Genomic DNA, 19,877 nt, shown 5'->3' on the forward strand with positions numbered 1-19,877 from the left:
GCCGGATCGAGTCAGGAAGGCGTGGTGACGTGATTGGGCGTCGCCCAACCACGTCACCAGGACCGGCACCGGCACCGCTACGGGCTTATGGCCCTCAGGGCGTGTACGGCGTGTCCGTGTGGCTGACCTCGACGAGCCGGCTGCCGCTGAGCCGGTAGACCGCCGTACGCCGGACGGCGACCTCCGCCGAGGACGCGTCCTCGGGGCGGGTCAGGTAGACCACCGTCGCCCGTCGTGAGCTGATCGAGACCGACTCGACCGGCGTCCGGTCGCCGATGTCGAGCATGGTGACGTAGACCGGCTTGCCGTCGATGTTGCCGTACATCACGACCTGCCAGAACTTGCCGGTCCCGCCGCCGTCCATGAGCACCGGGACCAGCGCGTCGGCCGCCTCGTCGCCGGTCAGGTCGCCGATGGCGCAGGGCTGTTGCATGTGGACGACGACGCCGTCCTCCCCTGACCACATGCCGTCGACCAGCGGAATCGGGTCGGCGTAGCCGTTGTACCGCTCGGTGCCGTTACCGAGCGCGGCGGTCTTGAGCTGCTCGCAGGTGAGGGCCCGCAGCGGGTCAGGCGCTCCGGGTGTGTCCGGTGCGGCCGACGGGGCCGCGTCGGGGCTCGCTGTCTCGTCGTCCACCACGCTGGTGCTGGCCGTCGGCTGCCCGGCGGCCGCCGGGTCCGGGTCGTCCGCCGGTGCGGTGATGGTGATGCATCCGCTCAGCGCCGCCACCAGGGCCAGAGCCGCGACGGGCAGCAGGGTCCTACGCATTGATCTTCCCTCTCCTCCAGGTGGCCCGGAGCGTAGTGCGCCTCCGCCACGGTCGGCGCGGCCCGTGGGCGGCACGGCCCGTGGGCAGCCCCGTCCGTGGGTGGCGCTGTCAGCTCCCACCGGAGCGAAGAGGACGGACAGTTCGCGGAAGCTGGCCCCGGGTCCGGTCAGGAGGGCGGGCCGCCGTGCTGGTCGAGCCGGTCGCGGAGCGTGTCGGCGAACCCCTCGGCCGTGGCGAGCTGGTCGCGCAGCGCGCCGACGCGGGCGGTGGCGGCGGCGTGGAACATGCCGAGCCGGTCGAGCAGGGCGGCCCGGTCGGCGCCCTCGGCCTCTTCGAGAGCGTCGAGGACGGCGAGCAGGTCGCGCATCTCGTCGAGGGTGAAGCCGAGGGGCTTCATCCGCTTCACCACGGCGAGCCGGTCGAGGTCGGGCGCGGTGTAGAGGCGGAAGCCGCCGTCGCTGCGGGCCGAGGGCACGATCAGGCCGACGTCCTCGTAGTGCCGGATGGTGCGGATGCTCAGCCCGACCCGCTCGGCGGCCTCACCGATCTGCACCAGCCGGCCCTCCGTACGGCTGCCGGCGGCCATCAGTGGCCGACGCCGAGCCGGCCGGCGAGGGTGCCGTGGATGTGGGCGCTGGGCTTGTTCAGCTCGACGATCTCCACGGTCTTGCCCCGGGCGGCGTACCTGGTGGTGATGGCGTCGAGGGCGGCGACGGAGGAGGCGTCCCAGACGTGGGCGTGCGTCATGTCGACGACCACCCTGTCGGGGTCGTTCGCGTAGTCGAACTGGTGCACGAGGTCGTTGCTGGAGGCGAAGAACAGCTCGCCGCGCACCGAGTAGATCCGGGTCGTCCCGTCGGGGTCGAGGACGCTGGTGACCTCCACCAGGTGGGCGACCCGGCGGGCGAAGACCACCATCGCGGTGAGCACGCCCGCGACGACGCCGACGGCGAGGTTGTGGGTGGCCAGGGTGGTGCCGACGGTGGTCAGCATGACGATCGTCTCGCCGTACGGCATCCGCTTGAGCGTGGCCGGGGCGACCGAGTGCCAGTCGAACGTGGACCCGGCCACGATGACCATCACGGCCACCAGGGCGGCCATCGGGATCACCGCGACCACGTCGCCGAGCGCGACCACCAGGATCAGCAGGAAGACTCCGGCCAGGAAGGTCGACAGCCGGGTACGGGCGCCGGACGCCTTCACGTTGATCATCGTCTGGCCGATCATCGCGCAGCCGCCCATGCCGCCGAAGAAGCCGGTGACGATGTTGGCCACGCCCTGTCCCCACGACTCCCGGGTCTTGCTGGACGGGGTGTCGGTGATGTCGTCGACCAGCTTCGCGGTCATCAGCGACTCCATGAGCCCGACCAGCGCGATCCCCAGAGCGTACGGGGCGATCAGGGTCAGGGTGTCCATGGTCCAGGGGATCTGCGGCAGGCCGAGCGTGGGCAGGCTGTCCGGCAACGCCCCCTCGTCGCCCACGGTCGGCACCGCCAGGTGGGTGGTCACCGTGAGCACGGTCAGCACCACGATGGCGACCAGCGGCGCCGGGACGGCCCGGGTGAGCCGGGGCAGCCCCACCATGATCGCCAGCGCGACGGCCACGAGCGGGTACACCAGCCACGGCACTCCGAGCAGGTGCGGCACCTGGGCGGCGAAGATCAGGATGGCCAGGGCGTTGACGAAGCCGACCATCACGCTGCGCGGGATGAACCGCATCAGCTTCGCCACCCCGAGCACCGCCAGCAGGATCTGGATCGCGCCGCCGAGGATCACCGCCGCGATCAGGTGGTCCAGGCCGTGCTCCTTCGCCAGCGGCGCCACCACGAGGGCGATCGCGCCGGTGGCGGCGGAGATCATCGCCGGCCGTCCGCCGCAGATCGCGATGGTGACGGCCATGGTGAACGAGGCGAACAGGCCGACGCGCGGGTCGACCCCGGCCAGGATCGAGAAGGAGATCGCCTCCGGGATCAGCGCCAGGGCGACCACGAGGCCCGCGAGGACCTCGGTGCGGAACACCTTGGGCGACAGCCAGGACGGGCGGGACAGGCGCGGACGGGAGGCCGCGGACAGCACAGACGGCATGGAGCCATTTCCACTCGGGGGCGGGGGCGCGCACCGCGCCACCCACAGGGGGCGCGGGTCGGTCGGGGTCGCATCGCATCGCGTACGGACACGGCCACCGACGTCGGCCAGGCGTCGTTGCCCGGTTGCCGCGGACAGGGGGCGCGCGGCACGGCGGCCCAGCGGACCCTACTCTTCCGCCACGGAAGAGTTCGCACCCGCGTGGCGATCATCACGGCGGCCGTCGCCGGCACGTCCCCGCCGAGCCCGCCCGGCCGGTCAGGTCGGCCCGGCGCCCGGGGCCGGGACGGCCTTCTCGGCGGCGCGGCTCACCTCTTCCCAGCCCGCCCAGACGTCCATGCGCCGCTTCGAGATGTCGAAGGCGAGGTCGTAGACCATGCTGCCGAGCAGCAGCCGCAGCGGCGGGTCGTCGCTGGCGACCAGCTTCAGCAGCGCCTCGGCGGCCAGCCGGGGCTCGCTGTCGACCGACCCCTCCGCCCACTGCCGCGCCAGCTCCTCCCGCAGCGGGTCGTAGGCGGGGTCCGGGGTGGCCGCCCTGCTGCTGGCGTAGAGGTCGGTCCAGTAGCCGCCCGGCTGGACGATGGTGACCTTGACGCCGAACCGGGCGGCCTCGGCGGCCAGCGCCTCGCTCATGCCCTCCAGCGCGAACTTGCTCGCGCTGTAGAGCCCCGTGCTCGGGAAGCCGCCGAGCGCGCCGATGCTGGAGACCTGCACGACGTGCCCGCTGCCCTGGGCGCGCAGCTGCGGCAGGACGGCCTGGCTGACCCAGAGCGCGCCGAAGAAGTTGAGGTCCAGTTGGGCGCGGGCCTCGGCCTCGGTGAACTCCTCCACCATGCCCATGAAGAGGGCGCCGGCGTTGTTCACGACGACGTCGAGCCGCCCGAAGTGCCGGACCGCGCGGGCGACGACGTCGAAGACCGCCGCGCGGTCCGTGACGTCGAGGCGCAGCGCCAGCAGGCGGCCGGGGTGTCGGGCGGCGAGGTCGTCGAGCGGCGAGACGTCCCGGGCCGCGCCGACGACCCGGTCGCCGGCGGCGAGCGCCGCCTCGGTGAACGCCCGGCCGAGGCCGCGGCTGGCCCCGGTGACGAACCAGACCCGCGGTACGGCGGTGGCTGGGGCTTCCATGGGACCTCCTTGTCGAGACGGACCGTCTCGTCTTGTTCATGAGGGAGACCGTACCCGACCACGCCGCGCTGTCAAGACGGACCGTCTCGTCTCACCCCTTGCTAGATTGGGCCCGTGCCCCCGCAGAAGGTCGCCCCCGACTCCAGCCGTCGCAGTGAGACGGCGCGCCGCGCCATCCTCGCCGCCGCCTTCGACCTCGTCGGCGAGGTGGGCTACGCGAAGCTCAGCATCGAAGGCATCGCCGCCGCCGCCGGCGTCGGCAAGCAGACGATCTACCGCTGGTGGCCCTCGAAGGGCGCCCTGCTCTTCGACGCCTTCCTCGCGCTCACGACCGACGGCGGGCAGGACGGCCGGAGCGGCGCCCTGCCCGACACCGGCGACCTGGCCGCCGACCTGAAGCTGGTCCTGCGGGCGATCGTCGACGAGCTGAACGACCCGCGCTACGACCAGCCGATGCGCGCCCTGCACACCGAGATCGTCCACGACCCCGCCCTGGCCGCCGACTACGCGACGCGGCTGGACGGGCCCATGCGGGAGCTGAAGAAGGAGCGCCTGCGCGCCGCTCGGCGCGCGGGGCAACTGGCCGAGGACGTCGATCTCGATGTGGCCGTCGACCTGCTCTTCGGTCCGGTCCTCAACCGGTGGCTCCAGCGCACCGGCCCCCTGACCCACGGGTACGCCGACCAGGTGGTGGACACCGCGCTGCGCGGCCTGCGCCCCCGCGAGGCGTAGCCCTCGGCCGGTCCCGCGCGCCGGGCGGACACAACACCCGACCCCCGGTCGTCGTTGATCCGGTTGTATCCGCCCCACCCGCCACGACGGTGCGGGCGCCGACCGTGGAGGAGGCACGCCGATGACCAGTCAGCGCGAGACCGTGGAGGTCGACCCGGTCCTGTTCCGTGCCGTCTACGACTCGCCCGCCTCGCTGCCCGGCAGGCACCGGTGGACGACCCCGGAGTCGGACGTGCGGCGCATCGAGAAGCTGCTCGGCATGCCGCTGCGGAGCATCGGCGCCCCGCTCTGGGTCAGCGGGGACGAGCCGGACTGCCCGAAGTGCGGCCGCCGGGTGAACTGGTACGACATCGTCTCCTCCGCCCTCTCCGGCGTGCACGACCGGATGATGATCGCGACGGTCATCCTCGGCGACCGCAGGTACGTCAACACCGAGGTCCCGGACGCGATCGCCGGGGTGCGCTGCACCGACTGCCGCACCGCGATCGAGGGGCTGCGCAGCTTCAAGTGCCACAACTGGGCGTACGCCTTCGAGGCGCTGGAGACCGTCCGGCAGCGGATGTCCGGCGCGTCAGTCGTCGGCCGTCAGCTCTCGGGCGAACCGCAGCCCGGGGCGCCCGTCGAGTGACACCTCGCCGACCGGCGTGAACCCGGTGCGCCGGAGCACCGCGCGCGAGCCCGCGTTGTCCATGGTGGTCTGGGCGGTCAGCCGGCGCAGCCCGTACGCCCGGCGGGCGAGTGCCACGACGCGGCGGACGCCGTCGGTCGCCACCCCGCGCCCGGCGGCCCGCTCGGCCACCCGGTAGCCCAGCTCGGCCTCGCCGTCGGCGACGTCGACCAGGTTGAACCGGCCCAGCACCGCTCCGTCCGGCTCGACCAGGACGTGGAAGTGGCAGCGGCCGGTCTCCTGCTCGGCGAGCAGCCCCGCGTGCCGCGCAGCGAAGTCGGCGAAGTACGCGTCGCCCCGGTCCGGCACCGACCGCGCGAACCACTCCCGGTTCTCCCGCTCGAAGCGCAGCAGCGCGGCGGCGTGGTGGGCGGCGAGCCGCTGGAGATCCGACACCGCGCCACCCTACCCAGGCGCCCCCGCCCTCCTCAGCGTTCGCCGGCGGAGCGGCGGGTGGGGCGGCGGCCGGGCGGGGAGTGCGGCTCCGGGCCCGGGTCGGGCACCGCGGGCATCGGCCGCGTCACCGGCCCGGCCCCGGTGACCCGGAGCGGCTCGCCGTGGTGCCACACCTCGATGCCGGTCTCCGGGTCGGCGTCCGGCAGCTCGTAGCGGGCCTCCTCGGAGGTCAGGGTGACCCGCAGCCGGTGGCCGTGCCAGCGCAGGCTGAACGCGAGCCGGTCGATCGCCGCCGGCAGCCGGGGGTCGAAGGAGAGCACCCCCCGGTCGTCGCGCATCCCGCCGAAGCCCTGCACCAGGGCCAGCCACGCCCCGGCCAGCGACGCCAGGTGCAGCCCGTCGCCGGTCTTGTCGCCCAGGTCCGCCAGGTCCTGGAGCACCGACTCGGCGAACAGGTCGTACGCCAGGTCGAGGTGCCCGACCTCGGCGGCGAGCACGGCCTGCGGGGAGGCCGACAGCGACGAGTCCCGGACGGTCCGCGCCTCGTAGTAGGCGAAGTTGCGGGCCTTCTCGTCGGCCGTGAACTCCCCCGGGCAGCGCTGCATGGCGAGCACCAGGTCGGCCTGCTTGACCACCTTCCTGCGGTACAGCTCCAGGTAGGGGAAGTGCAGCAGCAGCGGGTAGTCGTCGTCGGAGGTGTTCGCGAAGTCCCACTCCGGCTGCTCGGTGAAGCCGGCCGCCTGCTGGTGCACCCCGCGCTTGCGGTCGTACGGGACGAAGACCGCGTCCGCCGCGGCCCGCCACGCCGACACCTCGGCCGGCTCGACCCCGAGCCGGGCCGCCGCCTCGGGGTGCCGCTCGGCGGCGTCGGCGGCGCCGCGCAGGTTGCGCCGGGCCATCAGGTTGGTGAAGACGTTGTCGTCGACCAGGGCGCTGTACTCGTCGGGGCCGGTCACGCCGTGCAGGTGGAAGGTGCCGGTGTCGGACCAGTGGCCGAAGCCGTGCCAGAGCCGGGCCGTCTCGACCAGCAGTTCCAGCCCGGGCCCGGCGAGGAACTCCTCGTCGCCCGTGGCGGCGACGTAGCGCAGCACCGCGTCGGCGATGTCGGCGTTGAGATGCAGCCCGGCCGTGCCGGCCGGCCAGTAGCCGGAGCACTCCTGCCCGCCGATGGTCCGCCACGGGAAGGTCGCCCCGGTCAGCCGCAGCTCCGCCGCGCGCTCGCGGGCCTGCGGCAGGTGCGCGTGCCGCCAGCGCAGCGCCGAGCGGGCCAGTGGCGGGTCGAGGTAGGTCAGCACGGGCAGCACGTAGCCCTCCGTGTCCCAGAGCACGTGCCCGTCGTAGCCGTTGCCGGTCAGGCCCTTGGCGGGGATGGTCCGGTCGCCGTCCGCCCGGCCCGCCTGGAGCAGGTGGAACACCGAGAACCGGATGGCCTGCTGGAGTTCGGCGTCGCCGTCGAGCTGCACGTCGGCGGTCTGCCAGGCGACGTCCAGCGCCGCGCGCTGGCCGGCCAGCAGGGCCTCGAAGCCCTCGGCGCGGGCCGCGTCGGCCTCCGCGACGACCAGGCGGGCCAGCTCCTCCGGGGGCATGCCGTCCACCGGGGTGCACTCGTACGCGGCGAACTTGGTCAGTTGGAGCCGCTCGCCGGCGCGCAGCGTCCCGGTCAGCGTGAGGCGCAGCCGGTCGGGGGTGCAGTCGACGCCGGGGGCGAAGCCGTCCGGGGCGTGCACGTCGTGGGCGACGGCGACGGCGACCCGCTGGCCGCTGTGCTCGGTGCGGTGGACGAGGACGCCGTCGTGCCCGTCGGAGTGGCGGTACTCGGCGGTCAGCGGGTCGGTGATGACGGAGGCGGCGCGGGGGTCGTCGGCGCGCTCCGGCACCCGCTCGTTGGCGAGCAGGTCGGCGCAGACCCGCACCTCGACCGTGCCGTCCAACGGCTCGACGGACCACCGGACGGCGGCCACGGGACGGCGGGGCAGGGAGACCAGCCGGACGCTGCGGACGCGTACGCCGTGGCCGGCCGGGGAGGTCCACTCGGTGTGCCGCTCGACCACCCCGGCGCGCAGGTCGAGCACCCGCTCGTGGGTGCGCAGGGTGCCGGTGCGCACGTCCAGCGGCTCGCCGTCGACCCAGAGCCGGATCAGGGCCGCGTTCGGCGCGCTGATCACGGTGTCACTGAACTGCGGGAAGGCGTACCCGTCCTCGGGGTAGTCGAGCTCGCGCCGCTCGTGGAAGCCGTTGAGGTAGGTGCCGGGCATCCCGTAGGGCGTGCCCTCGTCCAGGGTGCCGCGCCAGCCGACCCAGCCGTTGCCCAACGCGAAGATCGACTCGGTCTCGGCGAGGCGGTCCATGTCCGCCTCCGTACGCCGGATCCGCCAGGCCTCGTCCTCCCCCGTGACCTGCCCGGTCGGCGGCCGATCGGCGATGGGGGTGTCGTGCACAGCGCCTCCAAGGAAGTCCGACTTACCAGGCCAATCGAAGCAGACCGGGCTGAGAGGTCGCTGAGACGAAGGTCGGGGTCGCCACCCGACCAATGCACACTGCGCCCAGCTTCCAGGTGTTCCAGGGTTGTCTGCGAGCTAAACGAGGTATGAACGATGCGTGAGGTGAATCATGATTGATGCGGACAGGCCGGACGCTCCGGAAATCAGTGTCGAGTGGTACCGGGACATCGTCGACTTCGCGGCAGACACCCCGCAACCGGTGCAGTGGTTCGCCGAGCACTTCACCGAGGGCGCGATCCTGCTGCTCGGCGCGCTGTGGCTGATCGCGGCCGTGTCCCGGCTCGGGGGCGGGCCGCGCGACCGCGCGTACGCCCTGGTGTCGCCGGCGCCGGTGGTGCTCGCGTACGGGTTCAGCGAGTTGTTGAAGACGGTGGTGGACCAGGAGCGCCCCTGCCGGGCGCTCGCCACCGAGTTCGCCATCGTCGCCGGCGAGTGCCCGCCGACGGGCGACTGGTCGTTCCCCAGCAACCACTCGACGATCGCGGGCGGCCTGGCGGTGGCGACGCTGCTGCTGTCCCGCCGGGTCGGGCTGGTGGCGCTGCCGCTGGCGGCGCTGGCCGCGTTCTCCCGCGTCTTCGTCGGCGTGCACTACCCCCACGACGTGGTCGCCGGCGTCCTGCTCGGCGCCCTGTTCGCCGCGCTGCTCACGCCGCTCTTCGCCCGCCCCGCCGCCGGGCTGCTGCACCGCCGCGCCCGCGAGGCCGAGCGCCCCGTCCCCGACCCGGCCACCCCGACGTCCCGCCGCTGACCGCCCCGCTCGGCGAGTCGCCGTCGGCGGGGTGTGGCCCCGTCACCGCCTCGGCGGTCCCGGTCTTCCGCCGGGGCGGGGACGGCCGCCGCTGACCCCGGGAACGTCGGAGCCCGCCCGGGTCAGGGGAGAAGGAGGGCGGCGAGGGCGCCGAGGACGAGGAACGGGCCGAAGGGGAGGTGGCTGCGCCAGCCGACCCGGCGGGCGGCCAGCAGCGCGACACCGACCAGTCCGGAGAGCAGCAGGGCGAGCAGCAGCCCGGCGACCAGCGCGGCCCAGCCGTACCAGCCCAGCAGCGCGCCGACGCCGAGCGCCAGCTTCGCGTCGCCGAGGCCGAAGCCGCGCCGGCCGAGCAGCAGCGTGGTGGCGGCGAAGAAGAGCGCCAGCGCGACGCCCGCGGCGGTGGCTCGCAGCCAGGGCGTTGGGCCCGCCCCGGCGAGGGCGGCCAGGCCCAGCAGCAGCCAGGTCCCGCCCGCGGCGGGCCAGGTGAGCCGGTCCGGCAGCCGGTGCACCGCCGCGTCGACGAAGACCAGCGGGATGGCCCAGCCAACCCACCAGGCTGTGGCGACCAGCACGGTCGCGGGCGGCCCGAGCAGCGCCAGCGCCCCGACAGCCGCCGCGAGGGCGAGTTCCACCGCGCCCGGCGGCGGGCCGACGCGCACCCCGCACGGCCCGCACCGCGCCGTCGGGCCCAGCGCCGGCCAGGGCCGGGCCAGCCCGATCGGGGCACCGCACGCGTCGCACCCGGTCCGGGTCCCCACCCCCGGCGGTACGGCGTGCCGGAGCACGGCGAGCCGGAGCGCCGGGGCGAGCGCGAGGACGGCCAGCAGCCGCGCGCCGCGCGGGGCGGCCTTCGGCGCGGTCGGCTCCGCCACCGTCGGCGGCCCGGTCAGCGCCACGGTCGCGCCCGCAGGCCGGCGCCGGAGGCGACCACGGAGGGTAGCGGCGTAGACGCCCTGCCGTAACGGGCGAAACGGCCCGCGCCCCTTCCGCACGAGGCGTGGAATTGCGCGCGGGAATGGCGCTTCCACATTGGCGGGAATCCCATGTCGACGGAATGTCGATGCGTCGACCCGGGGGACGGATCGGACCAGCCGGCATGTCCGGGACACGCACCGACCGCCCCGTCGACTCCGCGCCCACGGGTCGCGCTTCCCACGCCGCCGCCCCGCCGGGTCTCGCCGCCTCCCCTGCCGTCACCAGCCGAAACCACCCGTCGCCACCGCCCGTCATCACTCACAGTGCTCACATGAATTGCCCCTGTCGCATCGGCGAACGTCAGCCTATGCTCGCCCCTTGGGTGTGGTGCAACCCACAACCACGCGACGGGACGACGCGGGACATCGAATCCGTGGAGATTTACAACGGTAAATGCGGTGGCAGTTTCGACAGGTCCGGACAATCCCATCCGGCCGCGCCGCCGCATGCCCGGAAGCCGGTACGCCGGCCCCGGGTGGCCACCGAGGAGGCACGACGTGCGCGGACGGCGGTTCAGCCGAGGGGCAACCTGCCTGCTCGCCATCGCGGCGCTCGGCGCGGCCCCGGCCTGTGGCGCCGAGCCCGGAACCACCCCCCGGGCGGCGACCGCCGGGGACACGCCCGCCCCCACCCGACAGGCCGCCGACGAACAGGCGGCGAGGAAGGCGGCGCTCGCCGCGTACGCCGGGTATCTCACCGCCTCCCGCACGGCGAGCGGGCGCGGCGACCCCCACCATCCGGAGCTGTCCCGGTTCCTCGCCGACCCGCTGCTGACCCGGGTCCAGCTGGCCATCCACGAGGCGAAGGAGCACGGCGCGATGCGTACCGGCACGTTGGTCTCCGACCCCACGGTGACCTCGGTGAGCCTGGATTCGAGCCCGCCCACCGTGGAGATCCAGGACTGCCTGGACGCCACCCGCTACCGGCTCGTCTACACCAGGGACAAGCGGGTCGTACCCGGCACCGGCGGAACGCGGCACCTGGCCACCGCCACCGCCACCCGCTACCCGGACGGCCGCTGGCTGATCAGCGCCGGCGCCGCCCACGAGGACCTGCCGTGCTGACGCGGAGGGCCCGCCGGTCCCTCGCGGGCACCGGCCTGGCCCTGCTGCTGGCGCTCGGGGCGGCCGTGCCCGCGATCGCCGCGGGGCGGGCGGATCCCGGCGCGGAGTGCCCGCCGGGGCAGAGCGACTGCAGCGTGTGGGACGACGATCCCGGCACCCCGGGCGATCCCGCCGTCGTCCCCGCCCCCGCCGGGATCGCCCGGGGTGGGGGCGGCGGCGGCAAGTGTCAGTGGAACGGCCGCACCGTCGCTTGCTACCACGACGTGCTCGGCTGGTTCAACAACGGGGACGGGTGCTACTACAAGCTCGCCCATCCGCAGCCCGAGGCCCCCGAGGGCAAGCAGTGGTACCTGCGCTCATGCAGCGGCAGCGGCCTCGGCACCCAGACCCCGGTCCTGCTCGACGCCCCGCCGCCCGGCTTCGGCGCGCCGCCCGACCCGGAGGAACTCGCCCGGCGGGCACTGGCGAAGATCACCATCGCGACGCCCCGGATCGCGGTCGCCCCCCGCCGCAGCAAGGGCCCCGGCCTGGTCGGGCTGCCGGTCTGGATGTGGGGCAGCAACGGCGACGACCCCAGGTACTTCGGGCCGATCCAGCAGGCGTCGGAGACCGAGCGGGGCCTGACCGTGGAGATCACGGCGACGTTCGACCGGATCGTCTGGGACATGGGCAACGGCGACCAGGTCACCTGCTCCGACGCGGGGACCGCGTACCGGGCCGACGGCCCCCGCGCCGGCCGCCGCTCCCCCGACTGCGGCTACCACAGCGGCTACCCGAAGGCCGGCGACTACCGGGTGCGGGCCACGACGTACTGGAAGGTGACCTGGGAGGGCGGCGGCCAGAGCGGCGTCATCCCGGTCAACCGGCCCACGGGGACGATCCCGGTCCGAATCAACGAACTACAGGTGGTGGCTCAATGAGTGTGGCGACCCGGAACGGAACCGGGCCGGTGGACGCGCCGGTCGCCCCGCCCAGGGTGGTCCGGCAGCGCCGGATGCGGCCCGGGCTGCTCGGCCTGGCCGTGCTGCTGATCGCCCTCGGCGGCCTGGGGGCGGCGTTCGCGGTCACCTCGGTACGCGCCACCGGCAGCTACCTGGCGGTGGCCCGGCCGGTCGAGGTCGGCCGGCAGGTCAGCGCCGACGACCTGGTCCCGGTGCAGGTGGCCGGCGGTCAGGGGCTCTCCCCGGTGCCCGCCGGCCGGCTCGACGAGGTGGTCGGCAAGCGGGCCGCCGTGTCGCTGACCCCCGGCACGCTGCTGACGATGGCCCAGCTCACCGACGACCCGCTGCTCGGGCCCGGCCAGCAGCAGCTCGCCCTGGGCCTGGGCCCCGCCGAGGTGCCCGCCCGCAAGCTCCACCCCGGCGACAAGGTCCTGCTGGTGAGCACGCCGGACGGCGACGACGACCGCCCGGCCGGCGCCGCCACCCGGTTCGAGGCGACGGTCATCGACACCGTCACCTCCGACGACGACGACGAGGTGGTGGTCTACCTGGCGCTCGCCGTGCGGGACGTGCCGGCCGTCGTCGCGTTGTCCAGCCAGGAGCGGATCGCCCTCGTACTGACCGAGGCGGCCTGACGATGGCGATCGTCGCGCTGGTGTCGGCGAAGGGCTCCCCGGGCGTCACCACCACCGCCCTGGCCTGCGCCCTGACCTGGCACCGGCGGCTGGTGCTCGCCGAGTGCGACCCGGCCGGCGGGTCGATCCTCGCCGGCTACCTGGGCGGCGCGCTCGACGGGCCCCGGGGCATCGGCGAGCTGGCGGTCGGCGAGTTGCGCGACGGCAACCTGGAGTCGGCGTTCTGGTCGCAACTGGTCGACCTGGACGCGCCGAAGCGGGAGCGGCTGCTGCTGCCCGGCGTCGTCGACCCCGCCCAGGCCGGCAGCGTCACCCCGCTCTGGCAGCGGTTCGCCGACTTCTTCGGCAGCCTGGAGGGCGGCGACCCGCCGTACGACGTGGTGGTGGACTGCGGGCGGCTGCACGTCGTCGGTCCACCGTGGCCGATCCTGCGCGCCGCCTCGGTGGTGCTGCTGGTCAGCGGCGCCCGGCTCCCCGATCTCTCCGGCACCCGGGCCATGGCCAAGGCGATCGAGCGGGACTTCGCCGAGCACCGGGTGCCGCCGGGCACCCTGCGGCTGCTGCTGGTCGGCGACGGCCACGGCAGCGGCGAGGTCAGCAAGGCGCTGCGGCTGCCGGTGATCGCCCGGATGCCGCACGACCCGCGTACCGCCGAGGTGCTCGGCCTCGGCGGCACCGTGCGGGCCGGTCGGCCCCTGATGCGCGCGGCCGGGGCCCTGGAGGTGCCGGTCGGGGCGCTGCTGGAACGCCGGCGCGCCCGGCTGGCCTGGCCCGTGGCGCAGGGGGTGCCGGATGCGGTTTGAACCGGTCTCCGGCGACCCGCGCCGCCAGCCGCCCGGCGCCACCTCCACCGCGCCGCCGCTCGCCCCGCCCAACGGGCGGCACCACCCCGTTCCGCTGCCGGTGCCGGTCACCGCGCCGCGGCCGGAGCCGCCGCCGCGCCCCCGGGTCGACTTCCAGGTGGTCCGCGAGCTGCGTCGGGAACTCAGCGAGCGGCTCGCCCTGTGGCAGCGCGGCCGGGAGTTCACCGTCGACGAGGAGGACACCGAGCGCGCCCGGCTCGCGGTGGCGGTGGTGGCCGAGTACGCCGACGCGGTGCGCCGGGCCGGCACCCCGATGGCGGCCGGCGAGGAGCGGATCCTGCTCGACCAGGTGACCGCCGAGCTGGCCGGGCTCGGCCGCCTCCAGACGCTGCTGGTCGACGACACCATCGAGGAGGTGCACATCCTCGGCTGCGACCAGGTGCGCGTCACCCGGCACGGCGGCGGGGTCGACTGGGTGGAGCCGATCGCCGACAGCGACGACGAGCTGGTGGAGATCCTCCAGGCGGCGGCCCGCCGGGCCGGGGCCACCGAGCGCTCGCTGTCGACGTCCAAGCCCACCCTCGACCTGCAACTGCCCGACGGCAGCCGGCTCGCCGCGGTGTTCCTGGTCAGCCACCGCCCGTACGCGGTGATCCGCAAGCACAACACGCTGGACGTGAGCCTCGACGACCTCGCCGGGGGCCGGGGCGACCTGGACGAGATGATCGACCCGCTGGTGCGCGACTTCCTCCGCGCGTCCATGCGCGCCGGGCTGAACATCATGGTGGCCGGCCTCGCGGGCGCCGGGAAGACCACCGTCATCCGGGCGCTGATGGACGAGATCCCGGCCGACGAGCCGTACGTGCTGCTGGAGGAGAGCCGCGAGCTGCTGCCGGCCCGCCGCCGGCTCAAGCACCGGGCGGTGATGAGCTTCGAGGCCCGGGAGGGGCACGGCGAACGCGGGGCGGACGGCCGCCCGGCCGGCGAGGTGAGCATCGCCGACCTGATCCCGGTCTCCCTGCGGATGGGCGTGCTGCGGATCATCGTCGGCGAGGTCCGGTCCCGGGAGATCGTCCCGATGCTCCAGGCCATGACGACCAGCCGCGGCTCGATGTGCACCATCCACGCGCGTACGCCCGCCGGGGTGAGCGAGCGGATCATCGAGCTGGCGCTCGCGCACGGCCGGGAGATGACCGTCGACCAGGCCCGCCGGATGGCCGGCAACGCGCTGGACCTGATCGTCTACGTCACCGTCGAGGACGAGACCGCGATCGGCGGGCGCAAGCACCGCTTCGTCTCGCACGTCGAGGAGGTCATCGGGGTCGGCGACGGCAACCGGATCACCACCACCCAGGTGTTCGGGCCCGGGCCGGACGGGCGGGCCGTGCCCCTGCACCTGCCCGAGCGGGTGCGCGCCCAACTCCTCCGGGTCGGCTACGACGCCCGGCTGCTCAGCCGGTGGATCGAGGCCGGCACGGGCGCGTGGCGGCGGCCCCGGCACACCCGGCTCGGACGGCGGTGACGCCGGTGCTGGACAACGTCGAACTCGTCGCGGTCGCCTCCGGGGCCGCCTGCGTCGCGGGGCTGCTGCTGGCGGTCGTCGCGCTGGTCGGCACCCGCCGGCCACCCGGCAGGCCCGGCGCGGGCCGGGGCCTGGACCGCCTGTGGAAGGGCTCGGGCGCCACCGCGCGCGAGCAGCGGGCGCACCAGGCCCTGCTGGTGGGCGCCCTGGTCGCGGGGGCGCTGGCCTTCCTGGTCACCGGCCTGCCGGTGGTCGGCCTGCTGGTCGCCGTGGCCGTCCCGGGCACCCCGTGGCTCTTCTCCGTCGGCAGGGCCGAGCAGCGGGCCATCGCCCGCATCGAGGCGGTCGGCGAGTGGACCCGCCGGCTCCGGGACGTCTCCGCCACCGGCCAGGGGCTCCAGCAGACGATCATCGGCACCGTCGCCACCGCGCCCGAGGAGATTCAGGAGGAGGTACGGCTGCTCGCCGCGCGCCTCCAGGCCGGCTGGCTGGCCCGCCCCGCGCTGCTCGCCTTCGCCGACGAGATCGGCGACCCGGTCTGCGACCAGGTGGTGGCCGCGCTGATCCTGCACGTGACCGACCGGGGCGAGCGCCTCGGCGACGTGCTCGGCTCGATCGCCGGGGCGGCGGCGGCCGAGGTGGCCACCCGCCGGGAGATCGAGGCGAAGCGCACCCAGCCGCGCTTCGCGGTCCGCTTCCTCACCGGGATGACCCTGGCCACCGTCGCGTACGGGCTGCTCAACACCGAGTACATCAGCCCGTACGGCACGCCCTTCGGGCAGCTCGTGATGGCGGCGCTCGGCGCGGCCTTCGTCGGCCTGCTGGCCTGGGTGCGGTCGATGAGTCAGCCCCGCCGGCCGGCGCGCTTCCTGCCCGCCCCCGACCCGGAGGAGGTGCTGGCATGAGCCTGGTCCTCAACTGGCAGCTCGCGGTGGCCGTCTGCGGCGGGGCGGCGGTCGGGCTCGGCGCCTTCCTGGTGGTCCGCGAGCTGGTGCCGGCCACCCCCGCGCTCGGGCCCGCGCTGCGTCGGCTGCACCAGCCGCCGGGCGGCGGGCAGTTCGCCGCGCCCGCGGACCGGCGGCTGGAGTGGCTCACCGGGCTGTCCCGCTGGCTGCGGCCACCGCACCGGCAGCTCGCCCTGATCGACCGGACCCCCGAGCAGTACGCCCTGTCGATGCTGCTCTCCGCGCTGATCGGGCTCGCCGCGCCGACGCTGCTCGGCGCCACCCTGTTCGCCGTCGGCATCCGGCTGCCGGTGGTCGTACCCGTGCTCGGCAGCCTCGGGCTGGCGCTGCTCTGCGCCCTGATCGCGCACCGGTCGGTGCTGGACCGGGCGGACCGGGCGCGCGACGAGTTCCGCCAGGCGGTCTGCACCTACCTCGACCTGGTCGCCTTGCAGCTCTCCGCCGCGCACGGACCGGTGCAGTCGCTGGAGCGGGCGGCGGCGGTCTGCGACGGCTGGGTCTTCGACCGCATCTCGGAGGCCCTGCGGATCGCCCAGATGCAGATGCACTCGCCCTGGGACGAGCTGCGCGACCTCGCCGAGCGCATCGGCATCGCGGAACTGGGCGACGTCGGGGCGATCATGCGCTCCTCCGGCAGCGAGGGCGCGCAGGTGCACGAGACCCTGCGCAGCCGCGCCGACTCGCTGCGCGACCAGATCCGCACCGACAACCTGGCCCGCGCCGAGGGAGTGACCAGTCGGCTCGACATCCCCGGGGCGCTGCTCGTCTTCGTGCTGCTCGGCTTCGCCGTCTACCCGTTCATCGCCCGCCTCTGACCCACCCCCGAGAGAAGGAGCACGTCATGTCCGTCATCACCCGCCTGCACGTCGCGCTGACGACACGCCTGGCCGAACTGCGCGAGGACGGCGAGCGGGGCGACAGCCCCGTACCCACCGCCGTGATCATCTTCGGCCTGGTCGCCGTCGCGATGGCGGTCACCGCCGCCGCCCTCGGCGCCGCGAACGACTGGATGGACAACATCCCCACCCACCAGGACCCGAAGTAACGCCGGGCCGTGCGCCGAGCAGACTCCGTACCGGGGCGCCGGGCGGTCGCCGCCACCCGGCGTACCGGCGCGGCCGTCGCCCGGCACCCCGGTCCGACCGCCGTCCGGCGGCTCCGCTCCGCCGTCGCCCGGCGGCTCGCGGTTGGCGGGGGCGACCGGGGGGCCAACCCGGTCGAGCTGGCGGTGGTGATGCCGCTGATCCTGCTGCTGCTCTTCGCCTCGATCCAGGCCGCGGCCTGGTTCGTCGCCCGCTCCACCGCGCTCAACGCCGCGCAGAGCGCGGTCAACGCGCAGCGGCTGCACCAGGCGCCGGCCGGGGCCGGCGAGGCCCGGGCCACCCGGTTCCTGCGGGCCGCCGGCGGCTGGCTCGTCGGCTGGGACGATCCCGCCCCGAGCTGCCAGACCACCGCGACCGAGGTGACCTGCACGGTGCGCGGGCGGTCCCTGTCGGTCGTCCCCGGGGTCAGCTTCCCGGTGCGCCAGACCGCCCACGGAACCGTCGAACGGTGGACCACGCCGTGAGCCGTACCGCCGAGCGGGGCTCGGTCTCGATCGAGGTGGCGGTGCTCGCCCCGGCCTTCATCGCGCTGATCGTGCTGGCGGGCGTCGCCGGGCGTACCGCCGTGGCGGCCGAGGCCATCGACGCCGCCGCCCACGACGCCGCCCGCGCCGCCTCGATCTCCCGGGACGCCCGCACCGCCCGCGCCGAGGCCCGGGACGCGGCCCGCCGGCAGCTCGACTGGCGCGGCCTGAACTGCGCCGGCACTCCCGAGGTGACGTTCAGCGGCGCGGTGGGCGGCGCTCCCACCAACTTCGACGCGGCGTTCCGCAGCCCGGCCGGGCGGGAGGCCTCGGTCACCGTCCGGATCGCGTGCACGGTCTCCTACGAGGACCTGCACCTGTCCGTCCTGCCGGCGATGCCCGCCGGCAAGCGCGTGTCGGCGAGCTTCACGTCGCCGCTGGACCGCTACCGGAGCCGGGGATGACCGCCGTCGCCGGCCGGCGCGACCAGGGCCGGGTGAGCATCTTCCTCGCGGTGGCGATGACCGGCGTCCTGGCCGTCATCGGCATGGCCTTCGACGGCGCGGGCCAGCTGCGCACGCTGCAGCGGGCCGACAACCTCGCGGCCGAGGCCGCCCGCGCCGGCGGCCAGGCCATCGACCGGGCCACCGCCATCGCGGGCGGGCCGCCCCGGATCGACCGCCCCCAGGCCCGCCAGGCCGTCGCCGACTACCTCGCCGCCGCCGGTGCCGCCGGCCACACCGTCAGCTTCCCGGTCGTCGACGGGGAGACCCGGGTCCGGGTACGCGTCACCGTCACGCACCGCAGATCCATGCTCGGCCTGTTCGGCTTCGACGAGACCGTCACCGTCTCCGGCGAGGCGACCGCGCGGCCGCTCACCGGGGCACCGTAGGAAGGGAAGGCAGCCATGGCCGCATCGGGGCGTTCCGCCGTACGGCGGACCGGACGCATCCTGACCGGGTTCGGCGCGCTGGTCGTGCTCTGCGCGGTGCTGGCCGGCGCGCCGGTGGCGCTGCTCGCCCTGGCCGGCAACCCGTTGCCCGACCACCTGCCCACCGTCGCGGAGATCGGCTCGACGCTGACCAGCCGCGACGACGGGCGGCTCTTCCTGCGGGCGCTGGCGCTGGCCGGCTGGTTCGGCTGGGCCACGTTCTCCTTCTCCGTGCTGGTCGAGCTCTGCGCCCAGGCGCTGCGCCGGCCCGCGCCCCGGCTGCCGGGGATGAGCCGCCAGCAGCGGGCCGCCGCCGCACTGGTCGGTTCGGTCGCGCTGATCCTCGCCGCCAGCCCGGCGGCGAGCGCGGCGACGGCGGTCGCCGGACCGTACGCCCTGCCGGCGGCACCGGCCGCGACCGCGCAGGCGACCGGTACGGAGGCCGCCCGGTCCGCCCCGGTCGCGCACACCTGGTCCGCCTCGGCCGCTCAGGTCGCCCGGCCCGCCTCGGCGTCGGTGGCCCGGCCCGCCTCGGCCGCTCAGGCCGCACCACCACTGTCGGCCGCCCTGCCCGCTCAGCCCCCGACGGTTGTTCCGGTTGCCCGGACCGCGTCGACCGCCTCCGTCGCTCCGGCCGCCTCGGACGAGGGTGGCGCGGTCTACCGGGTGGCCAGGGGCGACCACCTGGGCGCCGTCGCGCAGCGCTACCTGGACGAGTTCGCCGACTACCGGGAGCTGGCCGAGCTGAACCGGCTCGGCGACCCCGACCGGATCCACCCGGGTCAGCTGCTGAGGCTTCCCGGGGACGCCGAGGACCGGGGTGCCCGCCGGCACGCCACCGGCCGCCTCGTCGCCCGCCCGGGAGCGGCCTGGCCGGGCGGGCGACGCCGCCCCCGCCTGCGGCCGAGGCCCCGGTGCCGCCACCGGCGGAGACGGACGCCGGTCAGGCCCCGACGGTGACGGTGGGAGCGGCCCGGGCCGGCGAGCCGGATCGGGTCAACCGCCCCCTCGCGGTCTCCGCCGTCCTGGCGGTGGCGAGCATCGTCGGCGCGCAGATCGGCGCGGTCCTGGGCCTGCGCCGCCGCCCGGGCCACGTACCGGCCGGCGCTGCCCGGAGCACGGCCGCCGCCCGCCGGGGCACCGCAACACGCCGTGGCGCCACCACGACCGGGCGCGGCGCGGATTACCGGGACACCGGCACCGCCCCGCGCGGAAGCGCGACCGCGACCGGCCGGGGCGGTACGGACACCGGCACCCACGACACCGCACGCCCGATCGGTCGGGGCTCTGCGCACCCCACCGGCCACGGTCGCGCGGGCACGACCGCCCCCGGCACCGCCACGGCCCCTGGCGCCGGTACCCACGAGCACGGGCTGACCGGCCACGGCCGGGCCCACCCGGACTCGCCCCGCGACACCCCGATCGGCCGCCACCGCCGCCCCTGACC

General features: G+C 75.2%; 21 protein-coding genes and 1 pseudogene. 15 read left to right on the forward strand and 7 right to left on the reverse strand.

Annotated features, from left to right (window positions below; all coding sequences use genetic code 11):
* Positions 1–94: 94 nt before the first annotated feature.
* From ACSNN9_RS13800 to ACSNN9_RS13815, 4 genes are all read right to left on the reverse strand, one after another.
* Complete coding sequence (locus tag ACSNN9_RS13800) at positions 95–769, reverse strand: hypothetical protein (protein WP_436673421.1); 675 nt, start codon at positions 767–769, stop codon at positions 95–97.
* Positions 770–936: 167 nt separating this feature from the next.
* Positions 937–1,356, reverse strand: a complete 420-nt coding sequence (locus tag ACSNN9_RS13805; RefSeq protein WP_436673422.1) for a MerR family transcriptional regulator — start codon at positions 1,354–1,356, stop codon at positions 937–939.
* The gene (locus ACSNN9_RS13810) at positions 1,356–2,855 is read right to left on the reverse strand and encodes a SulP family inorganic anion transporter (protein WP_436673423.1); all 1,500 of its coding nucleotides are present in this window, start codon (positions 2,853–2,855) and stop codon (positions 1,356–1,358) included. The genes ACSNN9_RS13805 and ACSNN9_RS13810 overlap by 1 nt, the downstream gene beginning before the upstream one ends.
* Before the next feature lie 258 nt (positions 2,856–3,113).
* Positions 3,114–3,980: an SDR family oxidoreductase gene (locus ACSNN9_RS13815; RefSeq protein WP_436673424.1), complete on the reverse strand. Its 867-nt coding sequence runs from the start codon at positions 3,978–3,980 to the stop codon at positions 3,114–3,116.
* Positions 3,981–4,094: 114 nt separating this feature from the next.
* On the opposite strand from ACSNN9_RS13815, the gene ACSNN9_RS13820 reads away from it, so the two are divergent.
* Both ACSNN9_RS13820 and ACSNN9_RS13825 read left to right on the forward strand, forming a co-directional pair.
* On the forward strand, positions 4,095–4,712 hold the full coding sequence (locus ACSNN9_RS13820) for a TetR/AcrR family transcriptional regulator (RefSeq protein WP_436673425.1): 618 nt from the start codon (positions 4,095–4,097) through the stop codon (positions 4,710–4,712).
* Positions 4,713–4,833: 121 nt separating this feature from the next.
* The gene (locus ACSNN9_RS13825; protein ID WP_121397180.1) at positions 4,834–5,340 is read left to right on the forward strand and encodes a hypothetical protein; all 507 of its coding nucleotides are present in this window, start codon (positions 4,834–4,836) and stop codon (positions 5,338–5,340) included.
* On the opposite strand, the gene ACSNN9_RS13830 is transcribed toward ACSNN9_RS13825, so the two are convergent.
* Together ACSNN9_RS13830 and ACSNN9_RS13835 are read right to left on the reverse strand one after the other, a co-directional pair.
* Entirely contained in the window at positions 5,284–5,775 is a 492-nt protein-coding gene (locus ACSNN9_RS13830) for a GNAT family N-acetyltransferase (protein WP_436673426.1), read from the reverse strand. The genes ACSNN9_RS13825 and ACSNN9_RS13830 overlap by 57 nt on opposite strands.
* 32 nt (positions 5,776–5,807) lie before the next feature.
* Entirely contained in the window at positions 5,808–8,123 is a 2,316-nt protein-coding gene (locus ACSNN9_RS13835; protein ID WP_436673439.1) for a glycoside hydrolase family 65 protein, read from the reverse strand.
* Positions 8,124–8,385: 262 nt separating this feature from the next.
* On the opposite strand from ACSNN9_RS13835, the gene ACSNN9_RS13840 reads away from it, so the two are divergent.
* Positions 8,386–9,024: a phosphatase PAP2 family protein gene (locus ACSNN9_RS13840; RefSeq protein ID WP_436673427.1), complete on the forward strand. Its 639-nt coding sequence runs from the start codon at positions 8,386–8,388 to the stop codon at positions 9,022–9,024.
* 122 nt (positions 9,025–9,146) lie between these two features.
* Here ACSNN9_RS13840 and ACSNN9_RS13845 read toward each other — a convergent pair whose 3' ends face one another.
* Entirely contained in the window at positions 9,147–9,899 is a 753-nt protein-coding gene (locus tag ACSNN9_RS13845; RefSeq protein WP_436673440.1) for a prepilin peptidase, read from the reverse strand.
* Between the two features lie 549 nt (positions 9,900–10,448).
* Between ACSNN9_RS13845 and ACSNN9_RS13850 the strand changes: the two genes are divergently transcribed.
* The 12 genes and pseudogenes from ACSNN9_RS13850 to ACSNN9_RS13905 all read left to right on the forward strand — a co-directional run.
* Positions 10,449–11,066 (forward strand): hypothetical protein, encoded by a 618-nt coding sequence (locus ACSNN9_RS13850; RefSeq protein WP_436673428.1) that lies wholly within the window; start codon positions 10,449–10,451, stop codon positions 11,064–11,066.
* Positions 11,060–11,986 carry a hypothetical protein gene (locus ACSNN9_RS13855; protein WP_436673429.1) on the forward strand — a complete coding sequence of 309 codons (927 nt, stop codon included), beginning with the start codon at positions 11,060–11,062 and terminating at the stop codon, positions 11,984–11,986. Before ACSNN9_RS13850 ends, ACSNN9_RS13855 begins: the two co-directional genes overlap by 7 nt.
* On the forward strand, positions 11,983–12,642 hold the full coding sequence (locus tag ACSNN9_RS13860; RefSeq protein WP_436673430.1) for an SAF domain-containing protein: 660 nt from the start codon (positions 11,983–11,985) through the stop codon (positions 12,640–12,642). Before ACSNN9_RS13855 ends, ACSNN9_RS13860 begins: the two co-directional genes overlap by 4 nt.
* 2 nt (positions 12,643–12,644) lie before the next feature.
* On the forward strand, positions 12,645–13,445 hold the full coding sequence (locus tag ACSNN9_RS13865) for a ParA family protein (RefSeq protein ID WP_436673431.1): 801 nt from the start codon (positions 12,645–12,647) through the stop codon (positions 13,443–13,445).
* A complete protein-coding gene (locus ACSNN9_RS13870) occupies positions 13,435–14,967 on the forward strand; it encodes a CpaF family protein (protein WP_436673432.1) in 1,533 nt (510 codons plus the stop codon). The genes ACSNN9_RS13865 and ACSNN9_RS13870 overlap by 11 nt, the downstream gene beginning before the upstream one ends.
* Positions 14,928–15,872, forward strand: coding sequence for a type II secretion system F family protein (locus ACSNN9_RS13875; protein ID WP_436673433.1), 945 nt, complete (start codon positions 14,928–14,930; stop codon positions 15,870–15,872). The genes ACSNN9_RS13870 and ACSNN9_RS13875 overlap by 40 nt, the downstream gene beginning before the upstream one ends.
* On the forward strand, positions 15,869–16,747 hold the full coding sequence (locus ACSNN9_RS13880) for a type II secretion system F family protein (protein WP_436673434.1): 879 nt from the start codon (positions 15,869–15,871) through the stop codon (positions 16,745–16,747). The genes ACSNN9_RS13875 and ACSNN9_RS13880 overlap by 4 nt, the downstream gene beginning before the upstream one ends.
* 26 nt (positions 16,748–16,773) lie before the next feature.
* Entirely contained in the window at positions 16,774–16,977 is a 204-nt protein-coding gene (locus ACSNN9_RS13885; RefSeq protein ID WP_250102226.1) for a hypothetical protein, read from the forward strand.
* A gap of 9 nt (positions 16,978–16,986) precedes the next feature.
* Positions 16,987–17,499 carry a TadE/TadG family type IV pilus assembly protein gene (locus ACSNN9_RS13890; RefSeq protein WP_436673435.1) on the forward strand — a complete coding sequence of 171 codons (513 nt, stop codon included), beginning with the start codon at positions 16,987–16,989 and terminating at the stop codon, positions 17,497–17,499.
* Positions 17,484–17,963 carry a TadE/TadG family type IV pilus assembly protein gene (locus ACSNN9_RS13895; protein WP_436673436.1) on the forward strand — a complete coding sequence of 160 codons (480 nt, stop codon included), beginning with the start codon at positions 17,484–17,486 and terminating at the stop codon, positions 17,961–17,963. The genes ACSNN9_RS13890 and ACSNN9_RS13895 overlap by 16 nt, the downstream gene beginning before the upstream one ends.
* On the forward strand, positions 17,960–18,391 hold the full coding sequence (locus tag ACSNN9_RS13900) for a pilus assembly protein TadG-related protein (RefSeq protein ID WP_436673437.1): 432 nt from the start codon (positions 17,960–17,962) through the stop codon (positions 18,389–18,391). Before ACSNN9_RS13895 ends, ACSNN9_RS13900 begins: the two co-directional genes overlap by 4 nt.
* 15 nt (positions 18,392–18,406) lie before the next feature.
* Positions 18,407–19,566 (forward strand): annotated as a pseudogene (locus tag ACSNN9_RS13905) (LysM peptidoglycan-binding domain-containing protein); the annotation flags it as partial.
* Positions 19,567–19,877 lie beyond the last annotated feature (311 nt).

This window comes from Micromonospora sp. URMC 107, assembly GCF_051386315.1.
Classification (GTDB): Bacteria; Actinomycetota; Actinomycetes; order Mycobacteriales; family Micromonosporaceae; genus Micromonospora.